The organism is Paenibacillus sp. cl123, assembly GCF_900101595.1.
Classification (GTDB): Bacteria; Bacillota; Bacilli; order Paenibacillales; family NBRC-103111; genus Paenibacillus_G.
Genome location: NZ_FMYY01000009.1, coordinates 43,978 through 60,649 on the forward strand (window position 1 = coordinate 43,978; position 16,672 = coordinate 60,649).

Annotated in this window: 14 protein-coding genes and 1 other annotated feature (1 of these 15 cut by a window edge); of the genes, 7 read left to right on the plus strand and 7 right to left on the minus strand. The window is 56.6% G+C overall.

Going from position 1 to position 16,672, the window contains the following annotated elements; genetic code table 11:
* Positions 1-341: 341 nt before the first annotated feature.
* Positions 342-1,493, minus strand: coding sequence for a stalk domain-containing protein (locus BLR08_RS16210; protein ID WP_176835538.1), 1,152 nt, complete (start codon positions 1,491-1,493; stop codon positions 342-344).
* Between the two features lie 237 nt (positions 1,494-1,730).
* On the opposite strand from BLR08_RS16210, the gene BLR08_RS16215 reads away from it, so the two are divergent.
* Both BLR08_RS16215 and hflX read left to right on the plus strand, forming a co-directional pair.
* The gene (locus BLR08_RS16215) at positions 1,731-2,030 is read left to right on the plus strand and encodes a hypothetical protein (RefSeq protein WP_072332842.1); all 300 of its coding nucleotides are present in this window, start codon (positions 1,731-1,733) and stop codon (positions 2,028-2,030) included.
* Positions 2,031-2,661: 631 nt separating this feature from the next.
* The gene (gene hflX, locus BLR08_RS16220; RefSeq protein WP_072332839.1) at positions 2,662-3,933 is read left to right on the plus strand and encodes a GTPase HflX; all 1,272 of its coding nucleotides are present in this window, start codon (positions 2,662-2,664) and stop codon (positions 3,931-3,933) included.
* A gap of 100 nt (positions 3,934-4,033) precedes the next feature.
* Here the strand turns inward: hflX and BLR08_RS16225 are convergent, their stop codons facing one another.
* The gene (locus tag BLR08_RS16225) at positions 4,034-4,483 is read right to left on the minus strand and encodes an SRPBCC family protein (RefSeq protein ID WP_072332836.1); all 450 of its coding nucleotides are present in this window, start codon (positions 4,481-4,483) and stop codon (positions 4,034-4,036) included.
* 121 nt (positions 4,484-4,604) lie between these two features.
* Between BLR08_RS16225 and BLR08_RS16230 the strand changes: the two genes are divergently transcribed.
* Both BLR08_RS16230 and BLR08_RS30705 read left to right on the plus strand, forming a co-directional pair.
* Entirely contained in the window at positions 4,605-5,420 is an 816-nt protein-coding gene (locus BLR08_RS16230; protein WP_256257703.1) for a helix-turn-helix transcriptional regulator, read from the plus strand.
* Positions 5,421-5,693: 273 nt separating this feature from the next.
* Positions 5,694-6,005, plus strand: a complete 312-nt coding sequence (locus BLR08_RS30705) for a hypothetical protein (protein WP_143014391.1) — start codon at positions 5,694-5,696, stop codon at positions 6,003-6,005.
* 30 nt (positions 6,006-6,035) lie between these two features.
* Here the strand turns inward: BLR08_RS30705 and BLR08_RS16240 are convergent, their stop codons facing one another.
* From BLR08_RS16240 to BLR08_RS16250, 3 genes are read right to left on the minus strand one after another with little or no spacing between them, the layout of a single operon-like run.
* Positions 6,036-7,622, minus strand: a complete 1,587-nt coding sequence (locus BLR08_RS16240) for a GMC family oxidoreductase (protein ID WP_072332830.1) — start codon at positions 7,620-7,622, stop codon at positions 6,036-6,038.
* Positions 7,612-8,214 (minus strand): gluconate 2-dehydrogenase subunit 3 family protein, encoded by a 603-nt coding sequence (locus BLR08_RS16245; protein ID WP_072332827.1) that lies wholly within the window; start codon positions 8,212-8,214, stop codon positions 7,612-7,614. Before BLR08_RS16245 ends, BLR08_RS16240 begins: the two co-directional genes overlap by 11 nt.
* Positions 8,211-8,612, minus strand: coding sequence for a hypothetical protein (locus BLR08_RS16250; RefSeq protein ID WP_072332823.1), 402 nt, complete (start codon positions 8,610-8,612; stop codon positions 8,211-8,213). Before BLR08_RS16250 ends, BLR08_RS16245 begins: the two co-directional genes overlap by 4 nt.
* Before the next feature lie 142 nt (positions 8,613-8,754).
* Between BLR08_RS16250 and BLR08_RS16255 the strand changes: the two genes are divergently transcribed.
* From BLR08_RS16255 to BLR08_RS16265, 3 genes are read left to right on the plus strand one after another with little or no spacing between them, the layout of a single operon-like run.
* The gene (locus BLR08_RS16255) at positions 8,755-10,434 is read left to right on the plus strand and encodes a thiamine pyrophosphate-binding protein (protein ID WP_072332821.1); all 1,680 of its coding nucleotides are present in this window, start codon (positions 8,755-8,757) and stop codon (positions 10,432-10,434) included.
* Complete coding sequence (locus tag BLR08_RS16260; RefSeq protein WP_256257699.1) at positions 10,431-11,324, plus strand: SDR family oxidoreductase; 894 nt, start codon at positions 10,431-10,433, stop codon at positions 11,322-11,324. Before BLR08_RS16255 ends, BLR08_RS16260 begins: the two co-directional genes overlap by 4 nt.
* Before the next feature lie 12 nt (positions 11,325-11,336).
* Complete coding sequence (locus BLR08_RS16265) at positions 11,337-12,455, plus strand: mandelate racemase/muconate lactonizing enzyme family protein (RefSeq protein WP_072332818.1); 1,119 nt, start codon at positions 11,337-11,339, stop codon at positions 12,453-12,455.
* Positions 12,456-12,624: 169 nt separating this feature from the next.
* Here BLR08_RS16265 and BLR08_RS16270 read toward each other — a convergent pair whose 3' ends face one another.
* Positions 12,625-13,332, minus strand: coding sequence for a DNA alkylation repair protein (locus BLR08_RS16270; RefSeq protein WP_072332815.1), 708 nt, complete (start codon positions 13,330-13,332; stop codon positions 12,625-12,627).
* 91 nt (positions 13,333-13,423) lie between these two features.
* Complete coding sequence (ileS, locus tag BLR08_RS16275) at positions 13,424-16,504, minus strand: isoleucine--tRNA ligase (RefSeq protein ID WP_072333005.1); 3,081 nt, start codon at positions 16,502-16,504, stop codon at positions 13,424-13,426.
* Positions 16,505-16,570: 66 nt separating this feature from the next.
* Positions 16,571-16,672: a binding site (T-box leader), on the minus strand (it continues 161 nt past the right edge of the window).

Sequence of the window (16,672 nt, forward strand, 5' to 3'; positions counted from 1 at the left end):
CACATGCGGAAATAGCCTGCAATAGCCCACGGAAGAGCCGGGTTCGGGCGTCGCGGGCACACAAATAGCCGCCAGCGGCAGTCAGAATGACGGCCGTTCGGAGCTCTTAGGCACAGACGGAGGAGCATGCGGATAATGCGGAGCTCTAACTGAACTGGCTATGCCGCCCGACGGGATTTGTTCACGCAGGCCGAGAGAGGCGGACGGCTGTTCGCGGAAACGCCAATAGCCCCTTCCTCCACCCGTCAATAGGGGAGGAAGGGGCTGCGATATGCGGAGAGACAGCATCCGCCGCCTCATCTTCCGTCAGGTCGAAAACGGATGCGAGCTAAACGCGCAGCTTAGCGGAATGCCCGCATCGGGATCTCGAACTGCGGCATACCTTCGGCATATGCGGTGTACTCGTATTGGCTGAAATAAACGACAAGCGCCCCATGCTTCAGGAAATATGACCTATTCGGCTCAATGGTCTCGAACGGATGCAGCAGAGGAAGCCCGCTTTCCTCGATCTGCCGGTGGACAGCTTCATTGATGATGTCCACGTACTTGGCATTTCCCTCGGCCGCTTCCTGCAAGGTCACCAGACTTCCCGTGGTGAGATCGAATGTATAGGGAACGCGCGCGATCATGCCGTGAGCCCCGCCCGTATAGCTGTAATAATCCACATACAGGCTTAGCTTGCCCTGTTCGTTATACGTAACGGTATAGCGGCCTTCAAAGCTGACCGGAGGAATCGTAATATCCGGATGGCTTGCCTCGGCCTCCTCGTTGTCCGCCGCTGCGGATGCGAGCGTCAGACGGCCGGCCGCCGCATGGGATTCGGCCTCCATTTTCAGGAAGGCATTGATCTTGTCTTGCACGACCTGATCGCCGAATCCGACGATCTGCGGATAGTGGACCAGCAGAGACTTCTTCTTCCCCTCTTCCGAGATGGTCCGCGTCTCCACAGACAGCATATTTTCCTCGATCGTCACGATGCCCACCGTGCGGGTCGGCGCATCGTAGGAGATGCCGTACCCCATCTGCTCCAGCAGAAATCTCAGCGGCATGTAGGTGGAGCCATCCTGTATCATAGCCGGCAAGCCGTAAATCTGCTGGCCATTGATCGTATAATCATTCAAGCTGTCCAGACCGAGCTTCAGCGTGCGCCCGCGTCCGCTGACTGTCACTGTGCGGGTATCGGCATCCCATCCCGTCTTCAGGCCGAGCTGTTCATTCAGCGCCCGAAGCCCGATATAGGTATCTCCGTCCACATTGGCCGCAGGCACAGCCACGGGTTTGCCGTCGATGACCATTGGCGAGTCCATTACGTTCAGACGGTCCGCTTCCGCGGCTGCGTAAGCCGGACTGACGGCTAGCACGCCGGCGGCCGGAGCTGCCGTTATCGTTAAAGCCGCCATAAGGGTCAGCATCCCCTTGCGGCCCCGCTCCCACGGTTTGTTCGCCTGCCATCCGCCGCTTTCGCTTGCGCGTGTAGGTTGCATACTAGACATGTTGCATCTTCCTCTCCGGTTCGGATGTAGCACGCCGGACGGCGCGCTCATATGAGCTTACGCTAATTAGACGCTTCGAAAGCAGGACAAGTTACATGCTCCTTATTTCCTTCTGTTGCCTTGCGGATCAGATTTCTCTCTGAAAGAGAAGCGCTGTGCCATTTGTCATTGACAGCGACATTTCTTTATCGGACTATAGGAGGAAGGTTGCAACCCCGTTGAGAAAGGAGCTTCGAGATGAGCCGTGAGCATATCATTCATTTTAAAGTAATTCGACCGCATGAAACCAAAACGCTGCGAGGTCTCGTTTACTTGGAGGACGGCCAGCAGCCTACCCTGCAGGACTTCGAGCGCTGTCTGAGGGAATGCGGCCATGAGGTGACGCTGCAGGACCCGGAGCAATGCATCTTTCGGGCCTATGACGAGGCCAGCGGAGAGTATTTGATCGACGTGCTCGAGGATTACAAGAAACCTGACCGCGACCGTCACACGGAGCAGCTGGCCAAAAGCTTTATGAAGCAGGACCCTCTGCTGTAACTTATGCAGGCGGAAGCAGCCGGCCACTGACCGCCTATCGGCGAATCGGAGGGGGCTGTTTCCTGTTTCCATCCGCATGCAGGAAACGCGGCGAGCCTTGAGTCTTCATCCCCGCACATCCGCCCCCAGGTTGCAGACTGCTGCGGCTTCGTGTTATGATGAACGTACTTTTAGGAAACGGAGGGGTTACAAGTGGTAGATTTTATCCGGGTTCGTTCTTTGCGCGGCTAATTGAATAGCGCCAAAGTCTCTGTCTGTGTACAGAGGACTCAGGATTGGTCTGTCCATTTAAAGGTAACCCCATTATAGTTGTCATCTTACGCGAAGAGGCGGATGTGCTTGACCTGCTTCGCGTTTGCCTTTAGATCAGGAACCGGTGTATCCATAGGGTGATTCGGCGGATGAACGGATCGTGCAAGCAGGCTCTGCGCCTGTTCGCGTATCCGCTCGCCCTTATTTCCCTATCCGGCCAGACCATGACGGACCCCGCCATAAGCCGGCCCGGGCCTTTCCCGGCGGGAAGAAATCCCTGAGACCCTCGACATGTGCGAACGCACAGGCAGTCTGCCTGTGCGTTTTTTGTTTTGATCGGGCTGCGCCCCAAACCTAAACATGAGAGGATGATTCATATATGGAACAACCGCAACAGAAAGCCATTATCGTCGGCATCCAGCTTCAGCATCAGACCGATTTCGCCTATTCCATGGAGGAGCTGCGCAATCTGGCGGCAGCCTGCCAGGTCGAAGTCGTAGGCGAGCTCAGCCAAAAGCTGGAGCGGATCAATCCTTCCCACTATATCGGAAGCGGGAAGATCGAGGAGCTGAAAACTCTTTTGGAAGAAAGCGACGCAGCAACCGTCATCTGCAATGACGAGCTGTCCCCCTCCCAGATTCGCAACCTGGAGGCCGCGCTGGCATGCAAGGTCATCGACCGGACGATCCTGATCCTGGATATATTCGCCGAGCGCGCGCAAACAAGAGAAGCCCAGCTGCAGGTCGAGGTTGCTCAGCTCCAGTACATGCTGCCGCGGCTGGTCGGTCTGCGCGCCTCGCTCGGCCGTCAGGGCGGCGGCGGGGGAGCGGGCTTCAAGAACCGCGGCTCCGGGGAAACGAAGCTGGAGCTGGACCGCCGGAGAATCGAGGAGCGCATTTCCATCCTGCAGACCGAGCTGGAGAAGCTGGTCGCCCGCCGTCAAACACAGCGCAAGCAGCGGCACAAAAATGAAATCCCCGTCGTCTGTCTCGTCGGCTATACGAACGCGGGCAAGTCCAGCCTGATGAACGCCGTCATCGAAGCGTTCCATCCCGGCTCGGGCAAGCAGGTGCTGGCCAAGGATATGCTGTTCGCCACCCTGGAAACCTCCGTCCGCAGCATCGAGCTGCCCGACCATAAGTCATTCCTGCTTACGGATACGGTGGGCTTCGTCAGCCAGCTGCCCCATCATCTCGTCAAGGCGTTCCGCTCCACGCTGGAGGAGGTCGCCGAGGCCGATCTGCTCATTCATGTGGTCGATGTGTCCAATCCCGAGTATGAGCAGCAAATCGCCGTGACCGAGGATACGCTAAAGCAGCTCGGAGCCGATCAGATCCCCATGATCTATGCCTATAACAAAGCCGATCTGACGGAGTACGCCTTCCCGCAGACCGAGGAGAACCGCGTTTATCTCTCAGCCCGTCTTGGTCAGGGCATCGAAGAGCTGACCGGCCTGATCCGGGATCGTATCTTCCAGGGCTATGTGCAGTGCGAGATCATCATCCCCTACGATCAGGGACGGCTGGTTTCCTACTTCAATGAGCATGCCCTTGTGCATGCCACCAGCTATGAGGAGAATGGAACGAAGCTCGAGCTGGAGTGCAAAGCGGCCGACCTGGAGAAATATAAGGATGCGCTGATCCGGCTGTAGCCGGTCCGGCGCGCTGCGAAAAGCCCTGTCGACCATCCGACAGGGCTTTTCGTCGTACATACGTTTGGACCAAGAGCCTGCGGATCGGAGCTGGACTAGGTTAAAAACCAAAGTCCAGCGTTTTCCCCGTCTCGGCCAATGTCTTGAGATTACTCAACATCATCCACCAGCTGTCTGCGGCCCTCTGGACCGAAGGATGACCGGGGCTGAACTCGTCGTTCACAAGCGTGAGCTTAGTGCACTTCCCTACCGTTTCCAGGGTAAAGGTCATCCGGGACTCCAGTTCGGTATGATTCTCATGGTAAGATGGGCCCGGATGCTCGACACAGCTCATCTTCCGGCAAGGCTCGAATTCGATCCATTTGCCGTATACGTGGACCGTCTCGTCGCCGTCCGCTCCCGGCCCTACATAGGCGAAGTCCGCTCCCGGCTCGAAGCTCGACCGAAGCTCGCAGCCGTAGAAAATTTGACGGGTCCCTTCGGGGGTGACGAGAATGTTCCATATTTCTTCGGGGGTCGCGTTTATATAAAACTCATATTGCAGCTTCAAGGGATTCCCTCCTATCCATAGTTGAGATAATATATAGGATATGGCAATCCGCCGGACAAGTCTTGTATAAACGCGACAGCCTGACCCTTCATCCGAATCGACGGGAGTGAGTGAATTGACCGTGCAAATCCCCAAGCCCCATATGGGCATGCTGCATGCGCTTGAGGGAGCGAAGAGGTTTCAGCTGACCCGGCATGCGCCGGCAGAGGTACTGGCTTCGTTCGTCAAGCATTATTGGATCGTCAGCTGGGAGCTGCCCGATCAGGAAGCTTATCCGCAGCTTGTCGTGCCGAATCCTTGCGTGAATCTCGTGGTGGAGCGCGGCAAAACAGCGTGTTACGCTCCCGGCACATCGACTTATTCCTATGTGCTGCGCGGGCAAGGATGCGTGTTCGGCGTCAAGTTCAAGCCGGGCGGGTTCTATCCGTTCATCCGGGAGCCGATCTCCGGCCTGCAAGGCAATCCTATGCCTGTGGACCAGGTGGTGGACGCCTCAGGAGACGAGCTGGAGGGAGCCATCCTGGGCGCTTCGGAGGAAGCCGAGATGGTGCGATATATGGAGCGCTGCCTGCTGGCGAGGCTGCCGGAGCCTGACGCGCAGGCCGAGCTCGCAGGACAGATCATCGAACGGATCACAGAGGATCGGAGCATCAGCAAGGTGGATATGATCTGCGATGATTTCCAGATTCACAAGCGCGCCCTGCAGCGGCTCTTCGATCAATATGTCGGAATCAGCCTCAAGTGGGTCATCCGGCTGCTCCGCATCCAGAATGCGGCCGAAGCCATGGATACCGGGCTGCGCCAGGACCTGCTGCGGCTGTCCATGGATTTGGGTTACCACGACCAGGCGCATTTTATCAAGGACTTCAAAGCGATGGTCGGGCAAACGCCGGACGCCTATGCGAAGCTGAGCATCCGTTCCATCGCGTCTACGTAGAAGCCTAGAAATTCGGTAAATAACGCGCGGCCTGCGGCCCCTTCATTTTCATATTGTATAAGCATCGCCGGCGTTGTATCGTCTAATAGGGTGATTGCATTGAAAACAATCCTGCTCCGCTGCAGAAGGCGACGAGCCAAACTTCTGATCTGGAACAAACGGCTCGATACGCAGCTGCATAAACTGACGCCGTTGCTGCCTGCTCACATCCGCTGTTCGCTTCACGTTTCATGGGGGCCCTTTTACGGGGGGACAGCCATCGTGGAGCGGGGGATGAAAAAGGTTAAAATTATGGTGCAAATCCCGTACGACGGTTTTTTGACAGAGAACGAACAAATTATTTTGAACCGCTATCAGCTAAGCAAGCGGGATCTCCCCTACTTTATCCTGTTCCACGAATTTTCCCATCTTATAGATGCTTTCTGCTATCTGAACCATGGAACCATGAAAGACCTCAACCGTTACTTGGCCGATTGCCAACGAATCGTGCGCGATGCTCCCGATTACCGGAAAGTCCCGTTCGAAGAGCAGGCGGATCAGTTCGCCTACCAATGGATGCTTGAGCACGGCAGGAAAGCGGGATAAGGTTGTACCTCAGAACTGCAGGCAAGCCAGTTATCCCCGGCTTGCCTGCAGTTCTCTTTTCTTCACGCTTTCTTTGATGTAATCGGCCGTGCGAAGCGCAAGCGACATCACGGTGTTGGTCGGATTCCCCGCTCCGGAAGTAACGAATATACTCGCGTCGCAAATGAACAGGTTGGGAATGTCATGGCTTTGTCCATAAGAATTGACGACCGAATCGGCGGAATTTTTGCCCATCCGGCATCCTCCCATCATATGGGCCGTATCCGGTACGACGAATTCCACTTTACCTCCCTCCGCCTCCAGGATGGAACTCATCTTACCTACCGCGTGATTGATCAGTTTTTGGTCGTTCTCCCCGTAGCTGAACGTCACCTTTGCCCGGGGCAGGCCATATTCGTCCTTCTCATCCGTCAAAGTCACACGATTATTCGGATTCGGCAATACTTCGCCAACCATGGTGATCCTTCCGTAATGATTGTAGCCCAGCAGCGCCTGCCTGAATCGCTCGCCCCATATCGGGCCGCCCTGCGCTTTGGAAATCCCGCTTGCGAATTCAACCGGTCTTGCGCCATGAGCATGAAGCGTATACCCGCGGACAAAATCGCGATTCGGGTCTGTCCGATAATAATCCAAAGTCGTTGCGAGCACCGGCGTCCCTTTATACAAGCGGATCTCGTAATCGAACCTGGCGTATACGTCATTGCTGCTGTGGACCATGATGGATTTGCCGACCATGCCGCTGCTGTTTGCAAGTCCGTCCGGGAACTGCGCATTGGCTGAATTGAGCAGCAGCCTTGGCGTCTCCACAACGAATGCGCTGAGGATCACCAGCTTCGCCTTTTGCTCATACGTGCTGCCGTTTCGGACAAATGTCACCCCTTTAGCCAACCCGTCCTTGCCCATCAGCACCTGCGTCACCATGCAATCGGGCAGCACCTCGGCCCCGGCCTTGATCGCTTTCGGGATATGCGAAATAAGCGTGCTGAACTTAGCGTCCGGCATGCAGCCTTGATTGCAAAAGCCGCGGTTGATGCACGGCGGACGGCCTTCAAATGGCGCAGACAAGATGGCCAGCGGCGCAACGGACGAGCGGATCCCCCGCTTTTCGCAGCCGTTCATGAATAAATAGGCGTTCGGGCTAAGCGGCTCACGCTCCGGATACGGATAAGGACCGTTAAAGTGCCCCCAGGGAAAATGCTTCGGTCCGGATACCGCAATAGCTTTTTCCGTCCGAGTGTAATACGGCTCCAGGTCCTCATAGCTGATCGGCCAATCCTCCGCCACTCCGTCGATGGTTTTCGCCTGGAAGTCCACATCTTGAAATCGTAAAAATACCCCTGTAAAATGAACGGTTCCACCGCCGACGCCGCGGCCGGAATTGTTATGCCCCATCGTGAGGGGATCGCCGCCATCCACAATTCGCGTATCCTGCCAGCCGAGGTTCTTCATGGAGAGCTCGTCGCTGGCAAAATCCTTCTGCGGATCGCGCAGAGGACCCGCCTCCAGCACAACGACAGACATCCCGGCTTCGCTTAATTCCTTGGCCAAGACGCCTCCCGCCGCACCCGCTCCGACGATGATGACATCGACCTCCTCATTCGCATAGTTACGCTTCATGCTCCGCCTTCGCCTCCCAGGGATCCAATTGTCCTAGCTGTGCACGCACGTACCCGCGCGGATATGCCGGTCCGGCATACCCGATATCCGACCAGACCCGCGGATGCGAGCAATACGATTCAACCGTGAACCGCATCAGTTTATCGAACAACTCCTTCTGGGGAATACCGTTCCATACCTCCGCCGGCACTGCTTTCCCCGCGCTGATATCCCGCAGCAGCTGCTTTTGCCCAGCCGCATCCAATTGTGAGAAAGACGAGGAGTACTTGTGTTGAGCCGCCTGATCGATCGCCGACAGCCCTTGACGAATCAACTCCGATGCGGCGGGCACGCCGGCCTTCCGCTGTCCTTCGCCAGGAGATGAATATAACTGGTGATCGATATGGGAAACAACGAGCGCCAGGGCATCCGGCGAAGAGTCGTCGACCAGCAGGCTGCAAACGCTGCGTAAAATATCGACCTCCTGTTTAGTGAGAAACTGAAACTTTATGACCGAACCTATTCGCGAGGTCACGATTTTGCGCGTATGGTCATCCCACTCCTCCTTTTCGTCCAGGACGTTAAAGGAAGGGTACCGCGTTTGCCCGCTCATAGCGGGTTCCTCCAATAGACCGCGATAAGACCGAGCACACTGAGCGCCGTGAACATCAGCGGAAGCGTAACCGGCGGTCCGATCAGGAAATTGCGCAGCGCCCATCCGCCAACCCGGATGCCGACCCCCCGGAAGTGGAAATAAAACCCGATCGCCCCGGAAACAATCCCGACCCACATGAAAATCTGAAACAAAGCGCTTAGCCAATTCGCGTTATAAACCGTTAAGGCAAGTCCGGCTATAAGGAAGATAGGCGCCAAAATAACCGGCACCCACATGGCCTTGTGGTTAAAATTTTGCCGGTAGTGAAACATCGTCACCTGAATCCCTATCACCATGAAAGCCAGGCTGACGAACAAAACCAAAATTCGTGCTATGGGCCAAGCATCCCAAAACATGCGTTTTCCCTCATTTCTTAGGTGTCGTTATGGCATAGCTCTCTTCAAGTTAACATCTCCAGTTCCAGAAAATTCATCCAAACCTGTTCATAATGAACAAGCCGCACACTCATACTAAGAAAAAGGCAAGGAGCTGTCAGACATGACCCTATTTACGGAAGTGAGCCGCGACATTCAATTACAGGAAGAAGCCGCAGCCCAAACGGTTGCGGATGTAATGATCGAGCAGTTGAGATTGTGGGGCGTCAAGCGCATTTATGGGGTGATCGGGGACGCTATTTTCGGCTTTATGGAAGGTCTCTCCCGCCAGCATGAATTGGAGTGGATCGGCGTAAAACATGAATCCGTCGCTGCCATGATGGCGTCCGCCGAAGCCAAATTAACCGGTCGGATCGCCGTATGCGCCGCGCAAATGGGACCTGGCCTGACCAATCTGATGACCGGCCTTGGAGACGCATATTTAGATGGCGTACCTGTGCTGGCTATTACCGGACAAGCGCCCCTCCGCAAGATAGGAACGGCATACAAGCAATATATCAATCAGCAGGAGCTCGTTCAGGCGATTACGGGGTTCAGCCGTATCGTCGTCCATCCCGACGCTGTCGTTGATACTGTTGCACAGGCTCTATTTACGGCAGTGGGGCAATCAGCGCCCGTTCACCTGTCTATCCCCTCCGATCTATGGACACTTCCGTGCGGGGCAAAACCGCACGAAGCGATTCGGATCGCAAAACCAGCAGCTGAACCGAGCGAAATCCGGCAGGCGGCAAGCTTAATGCTTAACGCGCAGCGACCCGTCATTCTTGCCGGTAACCGGGCAAGATTAGCCGGCGAAGCAATCGGGCATTTGGCTGATCGCTGGGGATGCGGCATTATCATGGGTTACGGAGCGAAGGGGATCATAGCTGATTCCTCCCCTTACCTGCTCGGCGGGCTGGGCGAAGGGGGCAATCCTTTGGCAAGCGACTTATGCAAACAGGCGGATGTCGTCCTGGCCGTCGGTACCTCTTGGTGGCCGGACCGTCATGTCCCCGAGCACGCGCAAGTGATCCATATCGAAGAAAGAATTTCGGAGATCGGAAAGGCCGTCCCCTCACAGATCGGGATCGTCGGCAGCATAGCGGAGACCGTTCGGACGCTTACAGACTGCATGGAAAACTACTGTCCTCCTCGCAATTGGCTGCAGGCTGTGAACCAGTGCAAGCAGGCTTGGAATGATCAAAACAGCCGCGAACGTGCGATTTCAGCTTCACCGCTTCACCCGGCATCCATCGTCAGCGTCATGGAACAAACGATGGACAACGACGCCATCATTGCGCTGGATGAGGGAGATGTCACCCTATGGTTCCTGAGAAATTTTAAGGGAACAGCCCAGCAACTGGTGCTGTCGGAGCGCTGGAGAACGATGGGATTCGGTTTGCCGGCCGCCATGGCCGCGAAATGCTCGTACCCGAACCGGCAGGTCGTTTGTGTGACGGGGGACGGCGGATTAGGAATGGTTCAGGCGGATTTGATCACAGCCGCACGTTACGGACTTCCCGTCACCGTCATCGTGTTCAATAATGGAGCTCTGCAGATGGAACAAGACAAATTGACGATGAAGCACCGCCGTCCGTTTGAAACAGACATCTCGAATCCGAATTTCGTTCAAATTGCCGAAGCGTCCGGATGGGCGGCCAAACGAGCCGAAACGAATGACGAGCTTCGCATCGCCTTGGATGAAGCGAAATCAGCAACCAAGCCTTACCTGATCGATGTCCCGGCAGCGAAAGTCACGCATCCGGATTTTCAAATCCAACATGAAGGGAGTATGCATCCATGACAACGGCAACTGAAAACCATCCCGCATCCGTCGCCATGCCCAAACCGCCTTATCCGCTTCAGCATCAGGATACGCAGCCGGGTATCGAATCTTTGATGAATCCGCGTCCCATCTACGACGATCCGAACTATAAGCCTGCCGGCAAGCTGAAGGATAAAGTGGCCGTTATAACCGGAGGAGACAGCGGCCAAGGGCGCGCCATAGCCGTGGCCTTCGCCAAAGAAGGCGCAGATGTCGTCATTGTGTATTTGAACGAGCATACGGATGCGGAAGAAACCAGACAGGCGGTCGAGCAAAGAGGACGCACATGCCTTTGCATAGCCGGGGATCTTGGCCAAGAAGCCTTTTGCCGGCAAATTGTGGACCAGACCGTGGCACAATTCGGCAAGCTGGATATTCTCGTGAATAACGCGGCGGAGCAGCATGTGCAGACCAGCTTGGAGAGCATCACATCCGAACAAATGGAAAAAACGTTTCGGACCAACTTTTACTCGGTATTTTATTTAACGAAGTTTGCCCTTCCCCATTTGAAGCAAGGGAGCAGTATCATCAACGCCGCCTCCCTCACCGCCTATGAGGGGAACGAACAGCTTATCGATTATTCAGCCACCAAGGGAGCCATCGTTGCTTTCACCCGTTCGCTCTCGAAATCGCTGCACAGCAGGGGCATTCGTGTCAACGGCGTCGTCCCCGGAAGCATATGGACGCCTCTGATCCCTGCCTCCTTCCCTGCCGCTCAAGTTGCGAAGTGGGGCGAAAAAAATCCGATGGGGCGCGCAGGCCAGCCCTGCGAGATCGCCCCTGCGTATGTGTTTCTGGCATCGGATGACTCCTCGTATATTTCGGGGCAATTCATTCATGCCACGGGCGGCGTCGTTATGAATAGTTGAGGAGATCATCTTGTGAACATTCAAAAAGTCGAAACCTTTCCGCTCTTCTATCGCCTGCCGAGGCCATACGGCGACGCCAATGGAATGAAAGCATACCGGACCTGTTACTTGATTCGCATAACGACCGAAGCCGGTGTCGAAGGCTGGGGCGAATGCACCGATTGGCTGCCGACTTTGCACAAAGGTTTTCATGAGCGAATCATTCCCCATTTGATCGGCAAGCCGGCTACCGACCGAACGAAAATCGTCCGGACCATCAAAAAATGGCATGCGCGCGCCGCCGCCGCCGTGAGTATGGCGCTAACCGAAATTATGGCCAAAACATGCGGAGCATCGGTCTGCCAGCTATGGGGCGGCAAGCTTCGCGACAAAGTGCCTGTCTATGCATCGTTTCAGTCTTATTCGGAAGAGACGGATTGGCAGGAGCATGCTTTGAAAGGGATCGAGCATGCCATCCGTCAGGGATATAGGAGTGTAAAAGTAAAAATCGGCGGCAAATCCATCGCCGAGGATCAGCAGCACATCGCCTCAGTGCAGGCGCTGCTGCAAGGAGAGGTTTCATTGGCGCTGGATGCCAATCAAAGCTATGACTTAAGCGCGGCCCTTCAGTGGCGGCCGTTGTTCAAAGAATGGACCAATCTGTCATGGCTGGAAGAGCCGATGCCGGTCAAGCATATTGCCGAATACGCCTTGCTAAGAAGCCGGCTGTTCGTACCCTTGGCCGGCGGCGAAAATTTGGCTGCGGCGGCCGAGTTCATTCCTTTACTGGCGCAGCATGCTCTCGATTTCCTCACCCCCGATCCGCTTCATCTGACGGGCATCGACGTTTACCGGGAAACCTTGCGGCTGGCCAGGAGCTTTGGCATTCGCGTAACGCCGCACGCCTATGACGGCGCCTTGACGCGTCTATACGCCATTTTCGCGCAAGCCTGTCTGGAGCCATGGAGCAAAATGGAACCCGATGCCATTGAGCCCGTGGAATGGGATGCGATGGATAATCCGTTCACGGCTTTATTCGCCGTTCAGCCTGCCAACGGTTCCATCACGGTGCCTGACGGCTGCGGCATCGGACTTGAGATTGACTCTGAGCTGCTTACGTTCTACCGGTGGGATGGCAGCGGTTATTTGTAAAGCGGGGGATTACCGGTGCGGATGGATTAACGGGACTCAGCGACGCTTACGGCCGGAATCTTCGTGTATCAAAAAATAACGGGAACAGAGACCCCGTTAACGGTCGAATTTGGGGGCTTCGTCTGTCCCCAAGGACAGCTAACGGGGTCTGTACCTGCTGTGGAACCAACTAACACCTTACATATTTGCGTTTGAATCCAAGCTGCTCTTTTTCGATCGCCTTTTGAATATTTTCGGACGCGGACAGGAATTTGCTTTTGTTTTTATCCCGTTTCACTTCTACCGGCCCTATCGCCTTTGCCGTCTCGACCGCCTTGTCATGAAGCGGCAAATAAGATACCGCTACGGTGTAAATAAAATGATTCATCGCGTATTTTGTTCGTTCGGGAGCTTCGCCGATCGTACTTTGCGCAGCTTCCAGCATACCCGCCATTTTGCTTTCGGAAAATTCCACGTCCGGCCGGCTGCCCAAAAGCCAGCAATAGCAGCTCCAGCCCGCAGACATGCGCAGCTCCTCGCCGCTTGCGATCCATGTATCGGCAACCTCCTGAGCGATATCGGCTTCCGCCAAGGTTACCGCAACTACATAATCGGATAGCATATAAAAATAAGCTCCATCCATCCAGCGATCAAAATCTGCAGCGCTCATCGCCATCGGATCGGCAATGATGCCGGCAAAGTATATGGCGTCGTAGTTCCCTGTCGCATAAAGCTGGTCGGCGAGCGGCTGATTTCGTTTGATTTTCTTGGCCATAGGCTTCATGGCGCCTGTCGCCACGCCAAAAAGCGGTTCTTGCGCCCCGTTGGACATATACATTTTTTTGAGTCGCTCCTTGCCAAGAGCCTCAAGCTCCCGCATGACCGTCTCTGCATCCATCGATTAGCACCCCTTCATTTAGTTATTCCCATTTCACAGCATGACCGCAAGAAAATCTACCGCGTGCTTCCGGTTTAGCTTACCGACTCGCTTACTCAACCCGCAGCCGAACCTGCCGCTCGCCCATCGGCAGCTCCTCCATCCCGTCTTCCTGCGCATACCTGACGCTCTCCAGCAGCAGATGCTCCTGCAGCACGGAGTCGAACCGCTCCAGCGCCTCTCTGAGTCCGGCATCTACGTCCAGCACGAGACGGATGCGCTGCTCGAGCGGCAGCTGCAGCTTCTTGCGGTAATCCTGCACAAGCCGGATGACCTCCCGCACCAAGCCTTCTTGCTCCAGCTCAGGGCTGATCGCCGTATTCAGCGTTACCGTCATCCCTCCCGCCGAAGCGGAAGCGAAGCCGGCCTTCGCCTGCATCTCGACGAGCAGCTCGGAGAGCGGCAGCGCAAGCGTCTCGCCTTCCACCTGCAGGCGTAGCTCGCCTTGCCGGACGGCCTGCCTCGCTTCCTCCGCAGACAGCCCGCGAAGCAGGGCTTGCACCGGCGCCACCAGCTTGCCGTACTTCTTCCCGGCCAGCTTCAGATTCAGCTTCAGACTGTAGTCCACGAAGCTGCTGTCGCTGCGTTCCAAACGCAGAGCCTTCACATTGAGCTCCTCGCGGATAATATCTGCGAACCTGCCAAGCTCCCAGTCCTCATCAAGCGATACGATGAGCTCGGAGAGCGGCTGCCGCGTCTTGATCCCGGATTCGGCCCGGATCGTACGGGCCAGCTCGACGATCTGCCGCGCTGTCCCCATATCGGCTTCAAGCCGCTCGTCAATCTCCGCTTCCCGGGCATCCGGGTAATCGGTCAGATGCACGCTGCCCTCTCCGCCCAGATTGCCCCACAGATCCTCCGCGATAAAAGGCATATAAGGAGCAACCGCCCGGGCCACGGTCAGCAGCACGGTGCGCAGCGTCCGATAGGCGTCCAGCTTGTCGTCCGTCAGCCCGCTGCCCCAGAACCGGTCGCGGGAGCGGCGGATGTACCAGTTGCTGAGGTCATCGACGAACAGCTCCAGCTGGCGAGCGGGTCCAAGGAAGTCATTCGCGTCCAGCCCCTTGCGGGCGAGCTTCAGCACACTGTTAAGCCTTGAAACGATCCACCGGTCCAGCTCCTGCCCCGAAGGCCGGTCCGGATGCTCCTCCGGGCGGTAGCCGTCAATGGCGGCGTACAGCGAATAAAACGCGTGAGCGTTATGCAGCGTATCGACGACCTTGGACTTCGCCTCCGCCACCATCCCCTTGGCGAACCGTTTGCTGTTCCAGGGCGCACTGCCGGACAGCAGCGCCCAGCGGAACGCGTCGCTGCCGTAGTCGCCGATGATCTCCCAGGGATCGATCACATTGCCCTTGCTTTTGGACATCTTCTGTCCGGCTTCATCCAGGATATGACCGGTCGAGATGACCGCCTTGTACGGCAGCTCGCCGTTGTACAGCGTCGAGACGGCCAGCAGGCTGAAAAACCAGCCGCGGGTCTGGTCGATGCCCTCGCAGATCATATCCGCCGGATACTGCTCCCGGAACAATTGCTTATCGCCAAACGGGTAATGATACTGTGCGAACGGCATCGAGCCGCTGTCGAACCAGACGTCGATCACCTCCGGCGTCCGCTCCATCTCGCCGCCGCAAGCGCAGCGCAGCTTCACCTCATCCACGTACGGCTTGTGCAGCTCCAGATCGTCTCCGACCGGGCGCAGGGCCCGGTCCTTCAGCTCCCGGCGGCTGCCCGGCGCGTACTCGCTCCCGCATTCGCCGCACTCCCATACGTTGAGCGGCGTTCCCCAATACCGGTTGCGGCTGATGTTCCAATCGACCAGCTCCTCCAGAAACTTGCCGAAGCGGCCTTCGCGCAGATGCTCCGGATGCCACGCGACCCGGCTGTTATTGGCGATCAGCTGATCCTTGACCGCCGTCGTGCGGATAAACCAGCTCTCCGTCGCGTAATAGAGCAGCGGGGACTTGCAGCGCCAGCAGAACGGATAGCTGTGCTCGTAGCGCTCCTTGGCGAACAGCAGCCCTCGCGCAGACAGCTCCTTCACGATATCGACGTCGCAGTCCTTCACGAACCGTCCGGCGAAGTCCGAGACGACGCCGGTATAACGGCCCGCCGCGTCGACGACATTCACAAAGTCAAGCTCATGGCTGCGGGCGGTGCGGTAGTCGTCTTCCCCATGCGCCGGCGCGATATGGACGATTCCAGTTCCGCTCGAGCTGCTCACATATTCCGCGTCGACGACTACATGCCCCTTCTTTACGTTCAAATAGCCAAATGGAGGGTCGTAAGCCATCCCGACAAACTCGGACCCCTTATGCACCGACAAAATTTTATAGTCCTGCTTCATCACCTGCTCGACCAGGCTTCGCGCCACTACATATACCTCTCCCCGGTGCTCGACCCTGGCATAGTCCAGCTCCCGGTTCACCGCGAGCGCCACATTGGCCGGCAGCGTCCACGGCGTGGTCGTCCAAGCCAGGAAAAATTCGCCGCTTGCCCTGCTCCTGAACTTGACCGTGGCGCTCAAATCCTTCACATCCTCGTAGCCCTGCGCCACTTCATGCGAGCTGAGCGTCGTCTGACAGTCCGGACAATACGGGCTGACCCGGTGGCCTTTGTACAGCAGTCCCTTCCCGTGTATGGTCGACAAAATATGCCACACACTTTCGATATAGTCGTTGTCCAAGGTGACATAAGGATGGTCCATATCCGTCCAGTAGCCGATCGCCTCCGTCAGCTCGCGCCACTGCTTCTCATATTCAAACACGCTGCTGCGGCACTGCTCGACGAACGGCGCTACGCCGTACTTCTCGATGTCCTGCTTGCCCGAGATGCCGAGCTGCTTCTCCACCCCCAGCTCTACCGGCAGGCCATGCGTATCCCAGCCCGCCTTGCGCACGACCCGGTAGCCGGCCATCGTCTTGTAGCGCCCGACGAAATCCTTGATGACGCGCCCCAGCACATGACCGATATGCGGCTTGCCGTTAGCTGTCGGCGGACCCTCGTAGAAGACGAAGTTCGGGCGTCCCTCCCGGCTCGCCACGGACCGGCGAAACGTATCATGCTCCTTCCATTGCTGCAGCACCCGCCGCTCGCGGTCTCGCGCTTTTTCCTTCACATCGACCTTTCTCATCCTAATAATCACCCTTTCCTTTCTGCTGATGCCCTGAGCTCTGATAAACACAAAAAATCCCGTCCCCTAAGGGACGAGATTAGACTCCCGCGCTACCACCCTTGTTTCGCGGCACCACCATGACCGGCTTGGCTGCTGCGACACTCGTACTGCGTACCATCATACGCG

Bases quoted from the DNA above. Each gene is read 5' to 3' on its own strand.
- BLR08_RS16210 (WP_176835538.1), bottom strand. From the start codon at position 1,493: ATGTCTAGTATGCAACCTACACGCGCAAGCGAAAGCGGCGGATGGCAG.
- BLR08_RS16215 (WP_072332842.1), top strand. From the start codon at position 1,731: ATGAGCCGTGAGCATATCATTCATTTTAAAGTAATTCGACCGCATGAA.
- hflX (WP_072332839.1), top strand. From the start codon at position 2,662: ATGGAACAACCGCAACAGAAAGCCATTATCGTCGGCATCCAGCTTCAG.
- BLR08_RS30705 (WP_143014391.1), top strand. From the start codon at position 5,694: ATGAAAAAGGTTAAAATTATGGTGCAAATCCCGTACGACGGTTTTTTG.
- BLR08_RS16240 (WP_072332830.1), bottom strand. From the start codon at position 7,622: ATGAAGCGTAACTATGCGAATGAGGAGGTCGATGTCATCATCGTCGGA.
- BLR08_RS16245 (WP_072332827.1), bottom strand. From the start codon at position 8,214: ATGAGCGGGCAAACGCGGTACCCTTCCTTTAACGTCCTGGACGAAAAG.
- BLR08_RS16250 (WP_072332823.1), bottom strand. From the start codon at position 8,612: ATGTTTTGGGATGCTTGGCCCATAGCACGAATTTTGGTTTTGTTCGTC.
- BLR08_RS16255 (WP_072332821.1), top strand. From the start codon at position 8,755: ATGACCCTATTTACGGAAGTGAGCCGCGACATTCAATTACAGGAAGAA.
- BLR08_RS16260 (WP_256257699.1), top strand. From the start codon at position 10,431: ATGACAACGGCAACTGAAAACCATCCCGCATCCGTCGCCATGCCCAAA.
- BLR08_RS16270 (WP_072332815.1), bottom strand. From the start codon at position 13,332: ATGGATGCAGAGACGGTCATGCGGGAGCTTGAGGCTCTTGGCAAGGAG.
- ileS (WP_072333005.1), bottom strand. From the start codon at position 16,504: ATGAGAAAGGTCGATGTGAAGGAAAAAGCGCGAGACCGCGAGCGGCGG.